General features: G+C 58.2%; 17 protein-coding genes. 7 read left to right on the forward strand and 10 right to left on the reverse strand.

The features are described 5' to 3' along the window. The 9 genes from topA to speD form a co-directional block, all read right to left on the reverse strand. The coding region (gene topA, locus KGL31_00480) for a type I DNA topoisomerase (GenBank protein MDE2320390.1) at window positions 1-2,159 on the reverse strand (2,159 nt) is incomplete at its 3' end. Window positions 2,160-2,188: 29 nt separating this feature from the next. Further along, on the reverse strand, window positions 2,189-3,328 hold the full coding sequence (dprA, locus tag KGL31_00485; GenBank protein MDE2320391.1) for a DNA-processing protein DprA: 1,140 nt from the start codon (window positions 3,326-3,328) through the stop codon (window positions 2,189-2,191). 176 nt (window positions 3,329-3,504) lie between these two features. Continuing rightward, a complete protein-coding gene (locus KGL31_00490; protein ID MDE2320392.1) occupies window positions 3,505-4,386 on the reverse strand; it encodes a D-alanyl-D-alanine carboxypeptidase in 882 nt (293 codons plus the stop codon). A gap of 199 nt (window positions 4,387-4,585) precedes the next feature. Continuing rightward, on the reverse strand, window positions 4,586-5,185 hold the full coding sequence (locus tag KGL31_00495; GenBank protein MDE2320393.1) for a D-sedoheptulose 7-phosphate isomerase: 600 nt from the start codon (window positions 5,183-5,185) through the stop codon (window positions 4,586-4,588). A gap of 219 nt (window positions 5,186-5,404) precedes the next feature. Beyond that, on the reverse strand, window positions 5,405-6,343 hold the full coding sequence (gene secF, locus KGL31_00500; protein ID MDE2320394.1) for a protein translocase subunit SecF: 939 nt from the start codon (window positions 6,341-6,343) through the stop codon (window positions 5,405-5,407). 93 nt (window positions 6,344-6,436) lie between these two features. Next, entirely contained in the window at window positions 6,437-8,032 is a 1,596-nt protein-coding gene (gene secD, locus KGL31_00505; protein ID MDE2320395.1) for a protein translocase subunit SecD, read from the reverse strand. A gap of 109 nt (window positions 8,033-8,141) precedes the next feature. Further along, window positions 8,142-9,605, reverse strand: coding sequence for an aminotransferase class I/II-fold pyridoxal phosphate-dependent enzyme (locus tag KGL31_00510; protein ID MDE2320396.1), 1,464 nt, complete (start codon window positions 9,603-9,605; stop codon window positions 8,142-8,144). Window positions 9,606-9,772: 167 nt separating this feature from the next. Continuing rightward, window positions 9,773-10,690 carry a polyamine aminopropyltransferase gene (gene speE, locus KGL31_00515; protein ID MDE2320397.1) on the reverse strand — a complete coding sequence of 306 codons (918 nt, stop codon included), beginning with the start codon at window positions 10,688-10,690 and terminating at the stop codon, window positions 9,773-9,775. Next, complete coding sequence (gene speD / locus KGL31_00520; GenBank protein ID MDE2320398.1) at window positions 10,659-11,093, reverse strand: adenosylmethionine decarboxylase; 435 nt, start codon at window positions 11,091-11,093, stop codon at window positions 10,659-10,661. Before speD ends, speE begins: the two co-directional genes overlap by 32 nt. Before the next feature lie 343 nt (window positions 11,094-11,436). On the opposite strand from speD, the gene KGL31_00525 reads away from it, so the two are divergent. The 7 genes from KGL31_00525 to KGL31_00555 all read left to right on the forward strand — a co-directional run bounded on the left by KGL31_00525 (window position 11,437) and on the right by KGL31_00555 (window position 17,963). Then, window positions 11,437-12,120: a PAS domain-containing protein gene (locus KGL31_00525; GenBank protein ID MDE2320399.1), complete on the forward strand. Its 684-nt coding sequence runs from the start codon at window positions 11,437-11,439 to the stop codon at window positions 12,118-12,120. A gap of 14 nt (window positions 12,121-12,134) precedes the next feature. Further along, entirely contained in the window at window positions 12,135-13,241 is a 1,107-nt protein-coding gene (locus tag KGL31_00530) for a histidinol-phosphate transaminase (GenBank protein MDE2320400.1), read from the forward strand. Between the two features lie 159 nt (window positions 13,242-13,400). Further along, window positions 13,401-13,754 carry a nucleotidyltransferase domain-containing protein gene (locus KGL31_00535; protein MDE2320401.1) on the forward strand — a complete coding sequence of 118 codons (354 nt, stop codon included), beginning with the start codon at window positions 13,401-13,403 and terminating at the stop codon, window positions 13,752-13,754. Between the two features lie 326 nt (window positions 13,755-14,080). Beyond that, entirely contained in the window at window positions 14,081-15,001 is a 921-nt protein-coding gene (locus tag KGL31_00540; protein MDE2320402.1) for a U32 family peptidase, read from the forward strand. A gap of 25 nt (window positions 15,002-15,026) precedes the next feature. Next, window positions 15,027-15,983 (forward strand): U32 family peptidase, encoded by a 957-nt coding sequence (locus tag KGL31_00545; GenBank protein MDE2320403.1) that lies wholly within the window; start codon window positions 15,027-15,029, stop codon window positions 15,981-15,983. A gap of 35 nt (window positions 15,984-16,018) precedes the next feature. Continuing rightward, complete coding sequence (locus KGL31_00550; GenBank protein MDE2320404.1) at window positions 16,019-16,978, forward strand: U32 family peptidase; 960 nt, start codon at window positions 16,019-16,021, stop codon at window positions 16,976-16,978. 25 nt (window positions 16,979-17,003) lie between these two features. Next, complete coding sequence (locus tag KGL31_00555; GenBank protein ID MDE2320405.1) at window positions 17,004-17,963, forward strand: ABC transporter substrate-binding protein; 960 nt, start codon at window positions 17,004-17,006, stop codon at window positions 17,961-17,963. Between the two features lie 42 nt (window positions 17,964-18,005). On the opposite strand, the gene KGL31_00560 is transcribed toward KGL31_00555, so the two are convergent. After that, window positions 18,006-18,121: IS110 family transposase (locus KGL31_00560; protein MDE2320406.1), on the reverse strand; the 116-nt coding region annotated here is incomplete at its 5' end.

Here is an 18,121-nt window from a genome sequence, read left to right on the forward strand (position 1 = left end):
AATCGTCCCTCTCGTAATACCATCGGGTTGCCGCACTTTTCACAGACCTCGTCGGTCGGCTGCGGTGCAGGCCGAGCGCTCGCAGCCTCCGCCGGCGAGAGCTTCCGGATCGTCTTGCACTCAGGGTACCCAGAACAACCCAGGAAGGGTCCGAAGCGGCCGCGCGTCATCACCATAGGCCGTCCGCAGTTGTCGCAAGGTATTGCCTCAGCCTCAGCGGACGCGCTGACATCCTCATCCGTCGCGTGCTCTCCTTTGAGTTCGGCTGTCAACTCGCGCGTACCCTTGCACTCCGGGTAGTTGGTACAAGCCAGGAAACGACCGAATCGACCCCAGCGGATCACCATCCGACTGCCGCACCGCTCGCAGATCTCCTCGGTCTTTTCCTCCATCGCCTTGATATTCCGCATACCGACTGCGGCATCCTTCAGCCATTGGGAAAACGGCCCGTAGAAGCGATGCATCTCCTCAAGCCAGTTCTTCTGCCCCTCTTCGATCTCATCCAGGGTGGTCTCCATCCTGGCCGTGAACTCGTAGTCCATCACGCGAGGGAAGCTTTCTACCAACAGGTCGACCACGATCCCACCCAGCTCAGTGGGTCGGAATTTGCCCTGCGTCTTCACCACATAGTCGCGGTTCTGGATGACGCTCAGGATGGCCGCGTAGGTGCTGGGGCGTCCGATCCCCTGTTCCTCCAAATCCTTCACCAGGGTCGCCTCAGTGTAACGGGGCGGCGGCTGCGTAAAGTGCTGGGCCGGGGTCACATCGAGCAATCGTAACTGTTCCCCAACCTGTAGGGGGGGAAGCGCTAATTCGACCTCTTCCTCGACGGCCGTCTCCTCAGCCGTTTCGTCCTTGGCCTCCGCCGGCTTGGTCTCCAACGCCTCATCCTTCCCCTCGATGTAGACCTGCATGAAGCCGGCGAACCGCTGGTGTCGACCGCTGGCCCGGAGGGTGAATCGTCCACCCCGGATCGTGACAGTGGTGACGTCGTAGAGGGCCGGCGGCATCTGAGACGCCACGAATCGGCTCCAGATCAGGCTGTAGAGGGCCAGTTGATCCTTCGTCAGAAACTGCCGAAGTGACGCCGGATCCCGGTAGACCGAGGTCGGACGGATCGCTTCGTGGGCCTCCTGGGCACCACGGCCACTGCGATAGGCGGGAGGTCGATCCGGCACAAACGTTTGCCCGAATCGCTCGGCGATATAGCGAGCCGCGTCCGCCTGCGCTTCCTGAGAGACGCGGACCGAGTCAGTCCGCATGTAGGTGATAAGTCCAACGGCGCCCTCCTCGCCGATCTCGATCCCTTCGTAGAGTTGCTGGGCGATCTGCATCGCGCGTCTGGCGGTTAAGCGAAGCTTTCGAACGGCTTCCTGTTGCAGCTTACTGGTCGTAAACGGCGGAACCGGATTGCGACGCTTTTCCTTCTTAGTCAGGTCGGTGACCTGGAACTCTTGTCGGCGGAGTTCCTCGACAATCTGATCGGCCTGCGTCTGGTCCGGCAGGTTCACCCGCTCGCCGTCAATCTTATAGAGCCCCGCCACGAATACCGGAGGCGTTCGACCTTCCAAGGCAACACCGACCGACCAGTACTCGGTCCTGACAAACGCCTTAATCTCTCGTTCTCGGTCAACGATAAGGCGCAGCGCGACCGACTGAACCCGCCCAGCGGAAAGTCCGCGCTTGACCTTGTCCCAGAGGAGCGGACTGATCTGGTAGCCAACCAGACGATCCAGAATCCGTCTGGCCTGCTGAGCATCCACGAGCCGCTGGTCTATCGTGGACGGATGATTGAACGCCTCCCGTACCGCACGCTTCGTGATCTCATTAAAGGTCACGCGATGAACCGGTTTTTTGGCGGCGCCGAGCTCCTGCTGGAGGTGCCAGCAGATGGCCTCCCCCTCCCGATCCGGATCGGCCGCCAGATAAATCGCGTCGGCACTCTTGGCCGCCTTCCTCAGCGCCGACACGACCTTCTCTCGCCCCACGATAACCTCATACTGCGGGGCGAAGTCGCGCGCAATGTCAATGCTCAGCGATTTGGTGGGCAGATCGCGGACATGACCCATAGAGGCCATTACAACGAACCCTTTTTCGAGATATTTACCGATCGTCTTGGCCTTCGCAGGCGACTCGACAATCACCAATGACTTTGGCACGCTCTCAGTTTCCTCCCTCTAAAAACATACTATACCCTGCCTTTCGGCGGTCGAATCCGCTTTGCAAAGCACTTTCCCGGCAACTCCTCGACCACGCCCTTCAGCATCAATGACAAAAGCAGTGAGGCCATCTGCCCGGCCGGAAGCTGTGTTCGCTCGATCAGGTCATCGATCTGCAGCGGCCCGGCCTCCAGGGCATCGACGATGAGAACCTCTTCCGGCTCAAGAGGACTCCTCACAGGGGTCAGATCCAGTACGGTCTGCGCGCCAGGAGCCACCTGTAGCTCAATATCCTCCCAGATGTCCTCCCAGCTTTCCGTCAGTTTCGCGCCTGCCTTAATAAGCTGGTGACACCCGCGACTGAAGCGGGATGTGACCTGCCCCGGAACAGCGAAAATATCGCGTCCCTGCTCAAGCGCATAATTGGCGGTGATCAGCGCCCCACTATCAAGCCCGGCTTCAATCACCACGACACCGCGCGCCAGGCCGCTGATGATCCGATTGCGCCGCGGAAAGTGGCTTGGCTTTGGCGGCGTAAAGATAGGAAACTCGCTGATCAGGGCGCCCTGTGCGGCGATCTGGTCGGCGAGTTCTGCGTGTTCGGGGGGATAGGTCACTCCCAGTCCGCATCCCAACACGGCGAGGGTCCGGCCGCCGGCACGCAGCGCCCCTCGATGCGCCGCCGCATCAATCCCGCGGGCCATGCCGCTGACAATTGTCACCCCGCGCTGCGCGAGCTCCCCGCTGATCTGCTCAGCTATTGCGGTGCCATACGGGCTGGCCATTCGGGAACCGACAATCGCGACAGCCACTCGATCTTCAGGTCTCATCATACCCCGCAGATAGAGGATCGGCGGAGGAGAATGGATGGCTGCCAGCAGCTCAGGATATCCCTCCTCACCGAACCGTATCAGACCAAGGCCTCTTGTCTCGATCACTCGCAGTTCCCGATCAAGAGCATCCCGCCAGGCAAAGGAGGCGATGGCTTGCGCGATCTGATGGGTGACTCCCGGAACCTGCGCGAGCGCATCTGCTTTCGCCATGAGCACGGCCTCCGCTGACCCAAGCCCTCGCATCAGGCGGTACAACGTTGCCGAGCCAACCTCGGGGATCAGACCGAGCGCCAACCAGGCTTCCCGCTCCGTCAGCCGCTGCTCAGTTCCGGTCATAACCAGCACTACCTCCCCATCGTAAGCTGTTAGCTATCAGCTCGACCGAACGAAGTCGACGCTCATACAGACGACAGGTGAATGAATCGACCAGACCTAGGAACTGGTGGTGGCAAGTCTCCCACAGGAAAGGCGACAAAAAGCAGAAATCAGGATAGCTACAACGGAGGCCGGCTTCAGCCCCCTTCGCCTTTTGGCGCATCAGCGGAGCTGCCATCAGGAACCCCGAGGCTGGACGCCCCGCCGCCGAGAGCGGCGAAACCATACTCCAGCAGCGCTGCGGCCTCGGCCCACCGACGGGTATCCTTGAGGAGCACAGCGATCAGTTGATGGTCGCCACGCGTGGCCGACGCCACAAGGCAGCGACCTGCCAGCGAGGTGTAGCCGGTCTTGACGCCGTCCGCACCGGAGAACTGTCCGAGAAACTGATTGTGAGTTCGGATAACCCTCCGTTTCACGACGCTTCCGTTCCGCCCCGTCAGGATGGCAACTTGAGCTTCACGGGTCTGTACCATACGGGCGAATATCGGATTACGCAGGGCCTGACGGGCGAGGATCGCCAAATCATAGGCGGTTGAGTAGTGGTCCGGATTGTCAAGTCCGTGAGGATTCGCAAAATGTGTTCCCTGCATCCCGAGCGAAACCGCCTTCGCATTCATCCTGTCGACGAACCGCTCTTCGCTTCCCCCCACATGCTCAGCAGCCGCCAACGCCGCATCATTCGCAGATTTGAGCAGGATAGCCCACAACAGATCTCTGAGCGTGACCCGCTGGCCGCGTCTCAGCCCCAATCCGGTCCCCGTAACGGCGGCCGCCCGCTCACTGATGACTACCCTATCGTCCAGCCGCCCCTCCTCCAGGATGAGAAGCGCCGTCATGATCTTTGTTGTACTGGCCGGGGAACGCCGCTCCATGTGATGCCTGGCAAACAGGATCGCGCCTGTGTCGGCATCCATCAACAGCGCTGACGCTGCACTCAACTGCTCGGGATCGGCGACAAACCAGCCAAGATCAGAGGTGGCGCTCCAGCGACCTGTCTGCCGTGTGGGCACAGACATGTCTGAGGAACGATCGGTCTGCGTGCGACTTGTCTGCGTATGCCGGACAGGAAGGACGGATGTCGATGGGAGGGTAAGATCCTCTCGACTCCTCGCGGAACGCGGAGACCTCGCCCAAGCCGACGGCGCGGTAGCGAAGAGGATACTCAACGTGATAAGAGCGATCCACCTCTTCCCTTTTTCCACGGGTTCCCCTTACCTACCGCACGCCGAATAGCTCAGTCTCAATCAGTTGACAGAGGGCGTGCCCGAGCGTCGCGTGGACCTCCTGAATTCTGGGTGTTGATCGAGAGGGGACCACGAATGCATAATTTGCCAATCCCGCGAGCTTTCCCCCATCCCCGCCGGTGAACGCGACGGTACAGAGCTGCAACCTATCCGCCGTTTCAATCCCGCACACAACACTGGGGGACTGGCCGCTCGTGCTGATCCCGATGGCCACATCGCCGGCGGAACCCAGGGCTTCAACCTGACGGGCAAAGACCTCAGCATAGCCCCGATCATTGCTGATACCTGACAGAACCGAGCCGTCGGTCGTCAGGGCAATAGCAGGCAACGCCGGTCGGTCGAGCAAGAACCGGTTCACCAGCTCACCTGCAAGATGCTGGGCATCAGCCGCGCTCCCACCGTTGCCGAAGACCAATACCTTCCGTCCGGCCCGCAGCGCCCCTGCGATGGCTCCTGTCGCCCGAACCATCAGGTCCAGGTGGCCTTCCAGAAAGGCAAGCTGAAGCCCGGCGCTCTCGCGGAATATCGCCTCGGCGATCTCCCGATGCGAAAGAGACGTTCCAGATTCCATGTTCCGGGCTCCAGATCCCAGGCTCAAACGCCGTTCCAGATCTAAGGCGCCAGCCCCCACTTCAACATTCGCGGGCCTGTTGCCTGGACCGCGTGGCACCTGGAACCGGCACCTGAATCACCTCAATCGAGGCTATATTTGAGCTATTACCTTATGGTGAGTAAGATTGTCAAGGAGAAAAGAGGAGGCGGTCCCGCAACGGGGATCGGCAACTGCCGTTTATCCCTTGGCCTTAACCTTGACGGGCGCTTGCAGTTTGGCACGCTCCCACGTTCGCCACTCATAGACAATGGGAGATGCCACAAACCAGGAAGAGTAGGTGCCGACGCAGACACCAGCGATCAGCGCAAGGGAGAAATCGTGGAGTACCTCCCCGCCGAGCACAAAGAGGGCGAGCAGGACCAAAAGGACTGTCAGCGATGTCACGATAGTCCGGCTCAAGACCTCATTGATGCTCATGTTGATGACCTCTCCCAGCGACTCTTTCCGTCGGCCCCGAAGATTCTCTCGGATCCGATCGAAGACGACCACGGTGTCGGTCAAGGAATAGCCGGCGAGGGTGAGCAACGCGGTGACGATGAGGAGGGTGATCTCCCGGTTCAACAGCATGAACAGCCCCAGAACAGCCAACACATCATGCAGGGTAGCGATGGCTGCGGCCACCCCGAACTTGAACTCGAAGCGCCAGGCGATATAGGCGATGATGCCGAGCATGGAAATGGCGATAGCCCACAAGGCGGCTTTTTGGAGGTCCTTCCCAATGGCCGGTCCAACCTCATTTGTCCCCTCCACGACAAACGGATTATCAGGCAACCCCTTCGAGAAGATATCCTGTACCCGCTGGGCCATTCCGATCTGACCGCTATCTGCCCGCTTCAAGCGAACCATGATGCGGTCCCCACCGGCAAACTGTTGTGGCTCACTATCCTTCAGACCATTCTCTGCCAGCAACGCCCTGACCTGACTAAGATCCACCGACTTGCTGAACTTGAGCTGAACCGAGGTGCCGCCTGCAAAGTCAATCCCGAGATTCGCCGCGCCGCGCCCGATCTGAATGATCGAGACAATTCCAAGAAGGCAGAGAACTGACGAAACAACGAACGCAACCCTCCGCCAAGCGACAAAATCGATCCGTGTCTTACCAAGTATTTCAATCACAATACACCTCAGGAGATAGGGTCCAGGGGTTGGGAGTAGGGGATTGGAACTCACTGGCCATTTTTTCCATGCCCTAAACCCTCTACCCTGTCTTTAGATACTGAGGGTTTTCAAATTCCATCGCTGAGTCATCCAATCGTACACCACCCTGGTCCCCGTCAAGGCTGTCACCAGGTTAAAGATAACCCCGAGGCTCAGCGTGACCGCGAACCCTTTCACCGGCCCCGTCCCGAATAAGAACAATGCAAACGCGGTAATCAGCGTGGTCACATGGGAGTCGATAATGGTAAGGAAGGCTTTGTCGTAGCCCCCGTCAATGGCGGATCGGACTGTCTTTCCCAATCGGAGTTCTTCACGAATCCGCTCTAAGATCAGCACGTTCGAATCTACCGCCATCCCGATCCCAAGGATGATGCCTGCAATGCCCGGCAGCGTCAGCGTCGCCCTGAGACTGGCCAACGCACCCACCAGCCAGATGAGGTTCAAAAGCAACGCAAGGTTGGCGATCACTCCGGACAACTTATAGTACACTGCCATAAAGGCAATGACGAGGACGCCGCCCAGAATCGCGGCCCGCACACCTTTTTCGACAGAGTCCAGACCCAGCGATGGACCAACCGTCAGATTCGAAATGATGTTGACGGGCGCGGGAAGCGCGCCGGCCCGCAATACGATCGCCAAGTCTCTGGCGTCCTCCGTGGTAAAGCGCCCGGAAATCTGGGCCTTACCACCAAGGATCTTCTCCCTGATGACCGGCGCCGAATAGACGGTATCATCCAGAACGACCGCCAGGCGTCGACCCACATTCGCCGCCGTGGCCTCGCCAAAGAGTCGGGCACCCTCCCGATCGAATTCAATCGACACTACGGGCTCGTTTGTCTGGCTATTGATCTGCACCTGAGCCGAGGTAAGCAGATCTCCGGTCAAAACGGCCCGCTTCTGCACAACAAGGGGGACCTTACTCGTTTTTTCCTGCTCGTTCGTCCCGCGCATGTAGAGTAGCTCATCGCCCTCCGGGACCTTTCCCCCCACGGCCTCAGCAACATTGGCGTCTTCTGCCACCAGCTTAAACTCCAGGAGGGCGGTCTTCCCGATCAAGTTGATCGCCCGCTGCGGCTCCTTGATGCCAGGAAGCTGGACCACGATCCGCTGATCTCCTTCCTGTACGATGTGCGGCTCGGCCACGCCGAACTGATCAACACGATTGCGGATGGTCTCCAGGCTTTGTCTGACCGCGGACTCCTGCAACCGCTTCATTTCACCAGGGGCAAGGCTCAGCACCAGTTCAGCCGGATCGGCGCCGCCAGACTGTTGCAGGTTGCTGTAGTTCTTCAAGATGCGGCGCAGGCCTTCCAGGCCTTCCTTCGCCTGAAGCTTGATCCTGATCCGGTCGAGCCCCTCGCGAGTCATCCGCTCAACAGGGATATTCTCCTTCTCTGCTTCCCGACGTAATTCGGCAATCAGCCGATCAACGGTATTTTCCACCGCTTTCTCGGTCACGACCTCCAGCACCAGGTGCATCCCCCCTTGCAGATCAAGCCCAAGATTGAGTCGCTCAGCCCGCGGAAGCAGCGGCGGCAAAAGCGATGGAAGTGACGACCGGCCGGATAGCGTCGGAAAAAGATAGTAGCCGGCTATTACCGTCACCACCAGGAGAGAGAGGAACTTCCAACTCAGAGTTTTTTTCATAATGCTTTGCCTGTCTCTTCAATACAAGACAACACCTTAAGAAAAATCGGACGGCAAAATATACGGAAAAGGTAGTGAAAAAGCAATGGAAAAGTTTAAGGGAGCAGGCTCAATCGCGTAGGACGCGAATCTGGGGTTCATCCAACTCCAGCACCCCATCGATTCTTGCGCCGCATGAGGCGAGTGAGCACAGGTAATCGATGGCCGGCGATCCCACCTCTTCGCCGGGCACCAGGACAGGTACGCCCGGGGGGTAGATAGTGATAATGTCCGCGCTGATACGCCCCTCCGCCTTGGCGAGCGGCAGATACTCCGAAGGGGCAAAGAACGCATCCCGCGGCGGCAGATGGTACTGCTGACCCAATGGCGGAAGCAGGAACGGGATGGCTCGAAGATTACCGGAGCGGGCACCGCGTCCGGCCAGACTGTCCAGCGCTGTCACCAGTTGATCCAGGTCGTCCCTTCGGTCTCCAATGCTGACGATCACCAGAATGTTGAACAGATCGGCCATCTCAACCTGAATGCCGAACTCGGCGTTGAGGATGGCAGACACCTCGAACCCGCTGAGATCGAGTTCCTTGACACAAATGGTGAGTTTCGTCACGTCCAGAAAGAAATCACTGTCGTGCAGATCAGCCTCACCAAAGCAGGACAGGCCGGGAATCCGATTAATACGATCCCTCGCGTCTTGCGCCAGATTGATGGCTTTGTCTAAGAGCTTCTCCCCTTCGGTCGCCATCTGCATTCTAGCCAGATCCAACGAGGCCATCAGAATATAGGAAGGACTGGTGCTTTGGAGGAGAAGCAACAGTTTCACAACCCTGGGGTAATCGATGGCTGGACCTTTCAGATGCAGCATGGAGGACTGGGTCATCCCGCCCAGGATCTTATGAGTAGATTGGACGCAGAGATCGGCTTCAGCATCGAGCGCCGATGTGGGTAGCGCGGGATGAAAATGGAGGTGGGGGCCGTGGGCCTCATCCACCAATACCAGGATCCCCCGGCGCTTGGCCATGGAGACGATCGCGCGTAAGTCGGCTGTCACGCCGTAGTAATTGGGGCTGGTCAGAGAGAGGATCTTGGCCTTCGGATGCTGCGCCATGGCGTGTTCTACATCTTCAATCGTCACGTTTAACAGCATGCCCAACTTCTGATCGAAGGCCGGCAGGAAGAACCGCGGTATCGCGCCGCTCAGGATGATCCCTGTCAGGATAGATTTATGCGCATTCCTCGCGACAAGGATCTCATCTCCAGGACTGGCTGTAGACAGGATCATTGCATGATTACCGCCGGTGGTTCCATTGATCAAAAAGAAGGAATGGTCGGCCCCATATGCCTCGGCGGCCAGCTCCTGGGCTTCCTTAATGACCCCCACCGGCCGCTGCAGACAATCGACCTCATCAAGCGTTGTCAGATCGATCGTGAAGATCTTGGGACCGACGAACTTGCGGAAGCGCGTGGAGATACCCTTACCGCTCTTGTGCCCCGGAGTGTGGAAAGAGACCTTCCGACTCTCCGCAAGGTTGACCATCGCATCGAAGAGGGGAGTCCTATACTGTCGTTCGGGAACCATCAGCAATAAGACAGGGTAGAGGGGTTAGGGCGTAGGGTATAGGGAAGAGAGGTCCGGGAGGCAGGTGAGGGGTATTCCGGAATAGGAGAAGTATTACACTTCAAATGATTGCCAAGCTCTAAAACCCTGATCCTGCCCGTCAACTCTATCCCCTGCACCCTTGCATTTCAGTGGAAGGTAAAGAGGGGAGAGTTATCTTCTATAATCCGCTTCTCCTCCTCAAGATGCCGACGCACATACTTTGGGAGGAGAAAAGACATCTGATGCGTCAGGCCGTCGTAATACCGCAGGTCGGACCCCATCCGTTCGGCGATGACGCGATCGATGGTATCCGGTCCCAACGCTCGTGGATCAAGCCGCTTGGAGGCTACGGAGAATCCCCAGGGGAGGGCGAAGCTGGGGATCGTCGCCCAATAGGGGGCTACGACTGGGAATACGGTCCGCAAGGTCTGGTGGATGGCGGTAAAGCAGGATAGGTTGGCAAGACTGACCGAGCCCGCTTGCAACGCGATAACTCCCTGATCGGTCAGACATCGATGTACAATATGGTAAAACTCCCGCGTAAACAGGAGATATGCTGGACCTTCTTCCACCGGCTCCGAGATGTCGATGACAATCACGTCGAACCGCTCGTCTGTTTCCTCCAGGTATCGTCTGGCGTCCAGGAAGCGGAGTTCGGCGCGCGAATCGTCAAATGCGCCCTTATGCCATTCGGGAAGCAACTCCTTACATCGGTTGACAACCTCCTCATCGATATCCACCATCAGGGCCCGTTCTACGGTGGGATGCCGAAGCACTTCCCGCAGCGTGGCCCCCTCCCCGCCGCCCACGATGAACACCTTTTTCGGGGCGGGGTGGCTGAGCATCGCCGGATGTACTAATGTCTCGTGGTAGATGAACTCATCGAGAAGACTTGACTGGATCTTACCGTCTAGGACAAGAGCCTTCCCGTAGCTGCCGAGTTCCATGATATCGAGAGACTGATAGGGGGTCTGGGTGGAGAACAGGGATCGTCGAATTCCGTGCAGGTGCCCCTCCTCCGGGCTCAACGCTTCAATGAACCAGCGAAAGTTCTTGATCGGCATCGACAGCCTTCTCCATGGACGGACTCAATTTGTGCATCAGCTTCCCTACGTGGCCGGGGATGATGCCGCGCCGCATCTCGACTACCGACGGCTTTTTACACCGAAAGCGGGCCGCGATATAGTCAACAGCTATCTCCGGTCTGAGAACATCCCCACAGGTAAAGATATCAACCGCCGCATACCGATATTCGGGCCAGGTGTGAATCGAGATGTGAGACTCGGCGATCACAACCACGCCGCTCACACCGAAGGGATTAAACTCGTGAAAGGAGGTGTCGACGATGGTGGCCTTACAGGCATTTGCCGCACAAACCAGAATCTCCTTGACAACTTCAGCGCTTTTCAGCGACTCCGGGTTACAACCGTGTAGTTCCACCAACAGGTGTTTCCCGAGTGCTTGCAACGATCTACCCCCCTCATAAAATTGTTATTCGATACCCACCTCCCCATACGTCTTTGTTCAAATGCCTTATATCGCGTTTTGACAGAAATGCAAGAAAAAAATGCAGGTGAGAGCTTGAAATTCTCGCGGGAGCGGGAAGAGCAAGTTTATTGAGATGTAAATGGAACATTGCGTCAGGCATAATGTTAGCGTTCCTATTGTTAAATAAGATTCCAATAACCATGGAAACAACTGCCGATAATACGCTCGTTCAGTTCGCCTCCCTTGATTTTTCCGCCGATCTCCGGTATCTTTTGTGTGGACGCTCCACGGTAACATATTCATATACTGGATGGCACATACAATGGATGCGGCGCAGCTGACGACGAGTTCGATCGCGGAGATCTTTTCACACACGGCCGATGGGGTGCTCGGCGTCAATCAGGACCACATGATCGCCCTGTGGAATGGGGCGGCTGAGCGCCTCGTAGGGTACACGGCCGCAGAGGTCATGGGACGACCCTGTTCTGATGTCTGGGCTGGGAGAGACCGAATAGGGTGCCGACTGTGCGGGGCTGATTGCTCCCCGATCACCTCGGCCAGGAAAGAGGAGCCGGTCGAGGGACGTGAGATCATGATCCACACCAAGGCGGGGCGCCCCCTATGGCTCCACGTCAGTACCATCGTCGTTCCTGGCGGTACGCCGAGCCTCTTCACCATGGTCCACATCTTTCACGACGTGACTAGGCAGGTGGAGACCGAGATCCTCCTCGGTAAGGTACAATCACTACTGGGGGATGACGGAGACCTCCCGGATGGCGGCAGGATGAGCCCTCTAGGGAGCGCCTCCCCCTTGAAGGTGTTAACGCCCAGAGAACAGGAGGTCCTCCGGTTCATCGCCCGTGGCGAGAGCGCCAAAGGGATTGCGAAAGCGCTTCGCATCAGCACCACCACCGCCCGCAACCATACCCAGAAGATCCTCGCCAAACTTGGCCTTCACACCAAACTCGAGGCCGTGGCGGTCGCCTTCCGCTACAAGCATTTCTAGTCCCGTTCCCGCTCATGCCCTCCAGCTTTGTAGACGCGGCTTCCCCACACCTGAAGGCGCTGCCTCCATACCGACATAGTAGGCCGTTTGAGGAGGGTAGCAGGGAGCCGGCGAGTGAGGAGTGGGCCAAGCTCGACTATAACGAAAATCCTTTAGGACCGTCACCGCTGGCGGTCAAAGCGATACAGAGTCTACTTCACCGCATTAACCGATACCCCGATTCGCGGGGACATGATCTTAAGGAGCGGTTGGCCGAGCGACTCGGGCTGTCTCCGACGCATATCGCGCTGGGGAACGGCAGCAGTGAGCTGATCGATCTGTGCGCGCGGTGCTTCCTCGGCCCCGGCACAGAGGCCATCGTAGGCGATCCCGCCTTTGCATTCTACGGCCGGGTAGTCCAGGCCGCGGGAAGCCAACGAGTCTCTGTCCCATTGAAGGCGTTTCGCCATGATCTTCAGGCGATGGCTCAACGGATCACGCCCCGGACCAGGATGGTTTTTATCGGCAACCCGAACAATCCAACAGGAAGCTGCGTCCCGCCCCACGACATCACTGCCTTTGTCAAGGCGCTCCCTGAAGGGATCATCGTCCTTTTGGATGAGGCCTATCGTGAGTATCTCCCCGATGAGCTTCAGCCGGACACCGTACGCTATGTAACGGAGGGCCGCCCGGTGGTCGCATTGCGGAGCTTTTCCAAGATCTACGGGTTATCGGGGCTGCGGATCGGGTACGCGATCGCCCCGTCCGACTGTATTGCACTCTTCGACAAGGCAAGACAGCCGTTCAACGTCAACGCCCTGGCCGGCACAGCTGCCTCGGCTGCCCTCGACGACGTGGCCCACCTCGCCGGCTCGAAGCGCCTCAATGAGGCCGGCAAGCAGTATCTATACCAAGCCTTTGAGGAGCTTGGAGTGCGCTACGTGCCGACCGCGGCGAACTTCATCCTCATCGATGTCGAACGGGACGGGGAGCAGATTGTTCGTGCCTTGGCGAAGAAACGGGTGGCCGTCTGCTCTCTAGCCCGATATGGTCTCCCGACCTCCCTGAGAGTCACTATCGGCGCCTTCCGTGAGAATGAGCGATTCGTCGCCGCCCTTCGCGAAGTCCTCATAACCAACTGAAAAGCGACCTCCCGCCCCTCATATTTATGGCTCTTCCGGGTAAGGGCCCCTCGCCCCCATTTGGGGGAGAGGGGCAGGATAAGAGGGTCAGAAGTCGGAGATTTGTCAGAGGGCTCCACACGCGCGACAGGTTGTAAAGAACACGGAAGAGGTAGTGTGATGGCTGACATTGATCCTGTGATCGAACACCGCTCCCGGTACGCCGTGCAAATCCTTTCGCGCTACACCCCTGTAACGGCGGCCTACCTGTTTGGTTCATGGGTGGAAGGAAATGCCGATGAGTGGAGCAACATCGATCTCGCAGTCTTTCTGGAGCACATCGACTCGTGGGACCAGGCTACCCGGGCGCACACCGCAGTCTTGGTACAAGAGAAGGCAGGCGATGATATCAAACTCCATTTCTTTTCCGCGCGCTCACTGCACCAACCTGAACCCGCCAGTTTCGTCGCCTATATCCTAGTACACGGCGTAGCTATTACACCGCAAGGCGATACCGGCAGTCAGAATGCCTAACTTCACTCAGTTGATTTCTCTCTACCCTGTCGCCAGCATCCCATCGGTCCGTATATTGATGTTGAGATAAGTATTGGCATTTTTCATGGCGAACCAGGCATGAGATGGGGCAGATCACCCACTTTGGGGCGTCTGCCCCACTGACTGACTTGCCCGAGTGGGTCCGCCCTGCAATACCCCTCATTCCAACCGAAGTCAATCAATAACATCAATAAGTTACAATACTAGTATCCGAGAGCAATTGGCACTGTAAGTGCATTGCTCTTTCGAGCCCTGTTGGGCACAGCGTACTCGCTACTCATTCTAAAACGAAGGCGGAGGCGGAGATGTTTGAACTATCCACGCATATTCCTGGTCCCAAGCAGCTAAACGAGATCGATCTGTCTGCATACGACGCACTGTATCTGGGCGACTATACCTGCCCCCTCTATCCCGGCAACTTCTCCCGAAATATCGAAACGCTCGCCGCTGGGGTGGAGCGGGTTAAGTCGATGGGGAAGCGATGCTATCTCAGCCTCTATGCCATCCCGAAGGACAGTGACCTGGTCTGGATTAAGGAGTTGCTCCAGGGTGCTCGCGGGCTGCCCCTCGACGGCGTCGAAGTCCATAATATGGGCCTGTTGGGCATCGTACGCGAGATACTTGGCGATATCCCGATCCATCTTGGAGTCTTCGGCAACCTGTACACCCACGAGACCGCGCGGGTGCTCAAGGCATATGGGGTGGAACGAGTCTTTCCAAATGCCGAGTTGAGCCTCGAAGAGCTGATCTATATCCGGGATCACTCGCCCGTTCAGGTGATCGTCCCTCTGCACGGCAAAATCCCGTTGGCCATCTCTGGAACTTGTTTTGTTACCGACTACACCGGTCAAGTGCCGCTCCATTGCGAAGAGAGCTGCTCCCAGGGGCACTGGCTGACCCATGAAGAGTGGGAGCTCAAGAGTATCGGAAGAGCCAACCTGAGCGGGAAGGATCTGTGCATGCTCGAGTATCTGGATCGCCTGGTGCAGAGCGACCTCAACCTGTTCTATATCTATACGCTGGGTGAAACGGCAGCCTATATTGAAACCACCGGACGCGTCTACCGGGAGGCGCTTCAGAAGACCCGGCTGGGCGAAGCGTTATGTACCGACCGGTGGCTGGATCAGTTGAGAGCGGAGTCGCATAGCGGCCTCTGTAATGGGTTTTATTTTGGCGTGTCCGGGCAGGAATATCTCAGCCCCCAGGCGCTGTCCCAGATTGCGTGACGAAGGGCGCGAGGAGGAACGAACAATGGCGAAGCTGATGGCGCCAGGAGGAACGCGGCGGATGGCCTTCTCGGTTCTGGAAGCGGGGGCCGATACGGTTTACGTTGGCGTCAGGGGATGGAGTCGAAGGGGTTCTGATACTGAGCTGACGGACGCGGAGGTCCGAGAGCTCTGCGCTGCGGCGCGCGCTCAGGGCAAGCACGTAAGGGTTGTCCTGAATACGATGCCGAACTCAGTAGAAGTCCCGCTGCTTTTGAAGAAGGTTGACATGTACACCGGGTGGGGTGTGTCCGGATTCATGATCAGCGACATCGGCTCGATGGTTCAGGTGCGGTCGCACTTCCCCGACGTCACCATCCATGTGAGTGTGGGGGCCGGACTGAGCAACGCGCTCGAGGTGAGGTTTTACCACGAACTGGGGGCCAGCGTTGTCATTCTCCCGTACCGAATGGGGATCGAGGATGTCAGGGCCATCAAGCGATCCCTCGACGTCGGTCTGGAAGTCTTCCTGTTCAGGACCGAAAATCTGGACGGGATCGTCTGTCCGGGTAAGTGTACGATGAGCAGCTATTTCAGCTCCAACCGGTGGCTTGATAACGAGGGGAAGGATTACTTTTACGGCAGCGCGAACCGGGGCGGTGATTGCTTGCGAGTTTGCCAGGTCGGGTGGGAGGCGACGGTCGATGATCGGGAGATCGACGGAAAGTTCGGCCTGAAAGGCAACCCGCTACTCTGGCTACAGGAGCTGTCCGACTATATTCAGGCGGGTGTGGACTACTTCAAGGTGCCGGGAAGGGATCGATCTGATGACCTGGTCTGCGATATTGTCCGCTTCTATCGGAAGGTTGTCGACGATCTGCAGGCCTTCCCGTCCGACGAGGTCACAGCCCATTATGCGCCTGAGCTACAGGAGTTGAAGAAACGATGGGCGAGCGAGCGGAGGCGGCGGGACGATCGCCTCGTTGCGCGGGCGAAGGCCTGACGCCGATGAGTACAGGCGTATATACATCGACACAGATGGTCAAGCTGTTGGCGCCCGGCGGGACGCTGCGGATGGCCTTTAACGCGCTGGCCGAGGGAGCCGATGGCGTCTATGTGGGGGCCCGCGGGTGGAGCCGTCGATCATCCCAGATGGATCTGACGGATGAGGAGATCAAGGAACTCAGCGAATTCGCCAACGCGATGGGGCGGGAGGTCAAGGTAGCCCTCAATGCCATGCCCGGCCCCACCGAGATGCCGCGCCTCATGCAGAAGGTCGAAGCGTATGCCGGGTGGGGCGTGTCCGGGTTTGTCCTGTCAGACCCCGGGTGCATCGTAGCTGTCCGGCGCCATTTCCCTACAATTGACATCCACGTCAGTATCGGGTCCGCCGTCACCAATCGCCAGGACATCTACTTTTACAAAACGCTCGGAGGAAGCTGCATCATTCTGCCGTACCGGCTTCAGCCTGATGAGGTGAAAGCGATCAAGGCGGAGGTCGGTATGAACGTGGAGATCTTTCTCTTTCAGCCGATGCCTTTAGGAATCGTTTGCCCCGGTAAGTGCATTATGAGCAGCTACCTGGTGTACAAGGAATGGTCGGATGGCGACGACGATGAGGCGATCGGGTCTGCCAATCGTGGCGCACGAGGCTGCTCGCGGGTCTGCCAGGGAGGGTGGGGCGTAGCGGGGTCCGATGGGGAGGTTGACGGCAAGAGTACGCTGCGAAACGATCCCTTTCTCCAATTATGGGAGCTGCCTGGCTTCATCGAGGCGGGGGTCGATTACCTCAAGATTCAGGGTCGGGAACGGTCGGAAGAGTTGATGCAGGATATCACACGGTTTTACCGAGGATTGATCGATGCGATCGTGGCATCCGAGGCCGAGCTGCCGCTGCAGTCGTATGTTCCCGAATGGCAGGAGCTGAGAAAGCGGTGGACCATGGAGCGGACCAGGCGGGCCGGTCTGCTGCTGGGAAACGGCAGGCGTCCTCAGTGAGGAGCAGAAAAAGGAGCGAATCAGCATGACGGCCGTGAACGATGGAGTAACCTTACTACCAGTTTTGAGGGCCGCCTTTGAGCCAACCGGGAGCCCCCGCTGGTTTGTATATGCGTTGAAGAAGCTGGAGCTCGATACCAAGCACGGTTTTGATCTGCAGATCACCCTGGTCCGGGATCAGATCACAGGCGTGCTGCAATCGTTTGAGGTGGCCCTCAAGGAGGGCGCCGTCGATCTGATCGATATCGATTGGATTGCCATCGGTCGCCATCGGGCCGACGGCCTCCCCCTGACAGCCTTCTTCCCCTATGGGCGGATCGCCGGAGGGCTTGTGGTCCCGTCAGACTCATCGATCAACGGACTGCAAGACCTTCGCGGGAAGCGAGTCGGGGTGGTCCGCCTGCGCGACAAGAACTGGATTATCTTGAGGGCTGCGTGCATGAAACGGTACGACTTTGATCCCCAGGATGAGACGACGGTGATCGAAGCGCTCTCGAAAGGGACCCTGGCTGATCTGCTCAAAGGAGGACAGGTTGACGCCGCGCTGCAATGGTGGCAGTTGATCCCGCCCCTGGTGGCGACGGGGGCATACAGGCGGGTCGTGGATGTGCTCGACCTGATTGCAGACCTCGGGATCGACGGCGCTGTCCCGATTACCCTCTTTACCGTCACTGAAGAGTTTGCCAAGCGGAACGGCGAGCTGTTGCGCGGCTTCGTCCGCGCGTTTTGCGACACCGCCGACTACCTGAAGGCGAACGACCAGATTTGGATTGAGATAGGTGAGCAGGTCATGGGCGGGATCGATCCCAGGATTTTGACGATCCTTCGCGATAGCTGGCGGCGACGGGTGATGACCGCTTGGGATAGCTCGACCGTCAGGCAGATCGAACGCCTCTTTGGTGAACTCCTGAAGGTGGGGGGAGGGCCGCTCCTCGGCATCGACCAGTTGCCTCCAGGGACCTTCACCATGGACTTCGCAGAGTAACAGAAGGTAGTAACAGAAGGTAGATAGCAACTGTCTTGGTTGTCAAGAGCTACGCGCAATATTTATGGTCCACGGGGTCTGATGTTTGAGCATCGCATTCAGAATGGTCAGCAGCTTCCGCATACAGGCGGTCAAGGCGACCTTCTTCGCTTTCCCGG

This window comes from Candidatus Methylomirabilota bacterium (assembly GCA_028870115.1).
In the GTDB taxonomy this organism is placed as follows: domain Bacteria; phylum Methylomirabilota; class Methylomirabilia; order Methylomirabilales; family Methylomirabilaceae; genus Methylomirabilis.

Bases quoted from the DNA above. Each gene is read 5' to 3' on its own strand.
- secD (MDE2320395.1), bottom strand. From the start codon at position 8,032: ATGAAAAAAACTCTGAGTTGGAAGTTCCTCTCTCTCCTGGTGGTGACG.
- KGL31_00550 (MDE2320404.1), top strand. From the start codon at position 16,019: ATGGTCAAGCTGTTGGCGCCCGGCGGGACGCTGCGGATGGCCTTTAAC.
- KGL31_00540 (MDE2320402.1), top strand. From the start codon at position 14,081: ATGTTTGAACTATCCACGCATATTCCTGGTCCCAAGCAGCTAAACGAG.
- dprA (MDE2320391.1), bottom strand. From the start codon at position 3,328: ATGACCGGAACTGAGCAGCGGCTGACGGAGCGGGAAGCCTGGTTGGCG.
- KGL31_00525 (MDE2320399.1), top strand. From the start codon at position 11,437: ATGGATGCGGCGCAGCTGACGACGAGTTCGATCGCGGAGATCTTTTCA.
- KGL31_00510 (MDE2320396.1), bottom strand. From the start codon at position 9,605: ATGGTTCCCGAACGACAGTATAGGACTCCCCTCTTCGATGCGATGGTC.
- speE (MDE2320397.1), bottom strand. From the start codon at position 10,690: ATGCCGATCAAGAACTTTCGCTGGTTCATTGAAGCGTTGAGCCCGGAG.
- KGL31_00490 (MDE2320392.1), bottom strand. From the start codon at position 4,386: ATGTCTGTGCCCACACGGCAGACAGGTCGCTGGAGCGCCACCTCTGAT.
- KGL31_00530 (MDE2320400.1), top strand. From the start codon at position 12,135: ATGCCCTCCAGCTTTGTAGACGCGGCTTCCCCACACCTGAAGGCGCTG.
- KGL31_00555 (MDE2320405.1), top strand. From the start codon at position 17,004: ATGACGGCCGTGAACGATGGAGTAACCTTACTACCAGTTTTGAGGGCC.
- KGL31_00495 (MDE2320393.1), bottom strand. From the start codon at position 5,185: ATGGAATCTGGAACGTCTCTTTCGCATCGGGAGATCGCCGAGGCGATA.
- KGL31_00545 (MDE2320403.1), top strand. From the start codon at position 15,027: ATGGCGAAGCTGATGGCGCCAGGAGGAACGCGGCGGATGGCCTTCTCG.
- KGL31_00535 (MDE2320401.1), top strand. From the start codon at position 13,401: ATGGCTGACATTGATCCTGTGATCGAACACCGCTCCCGGTACGCCGTG.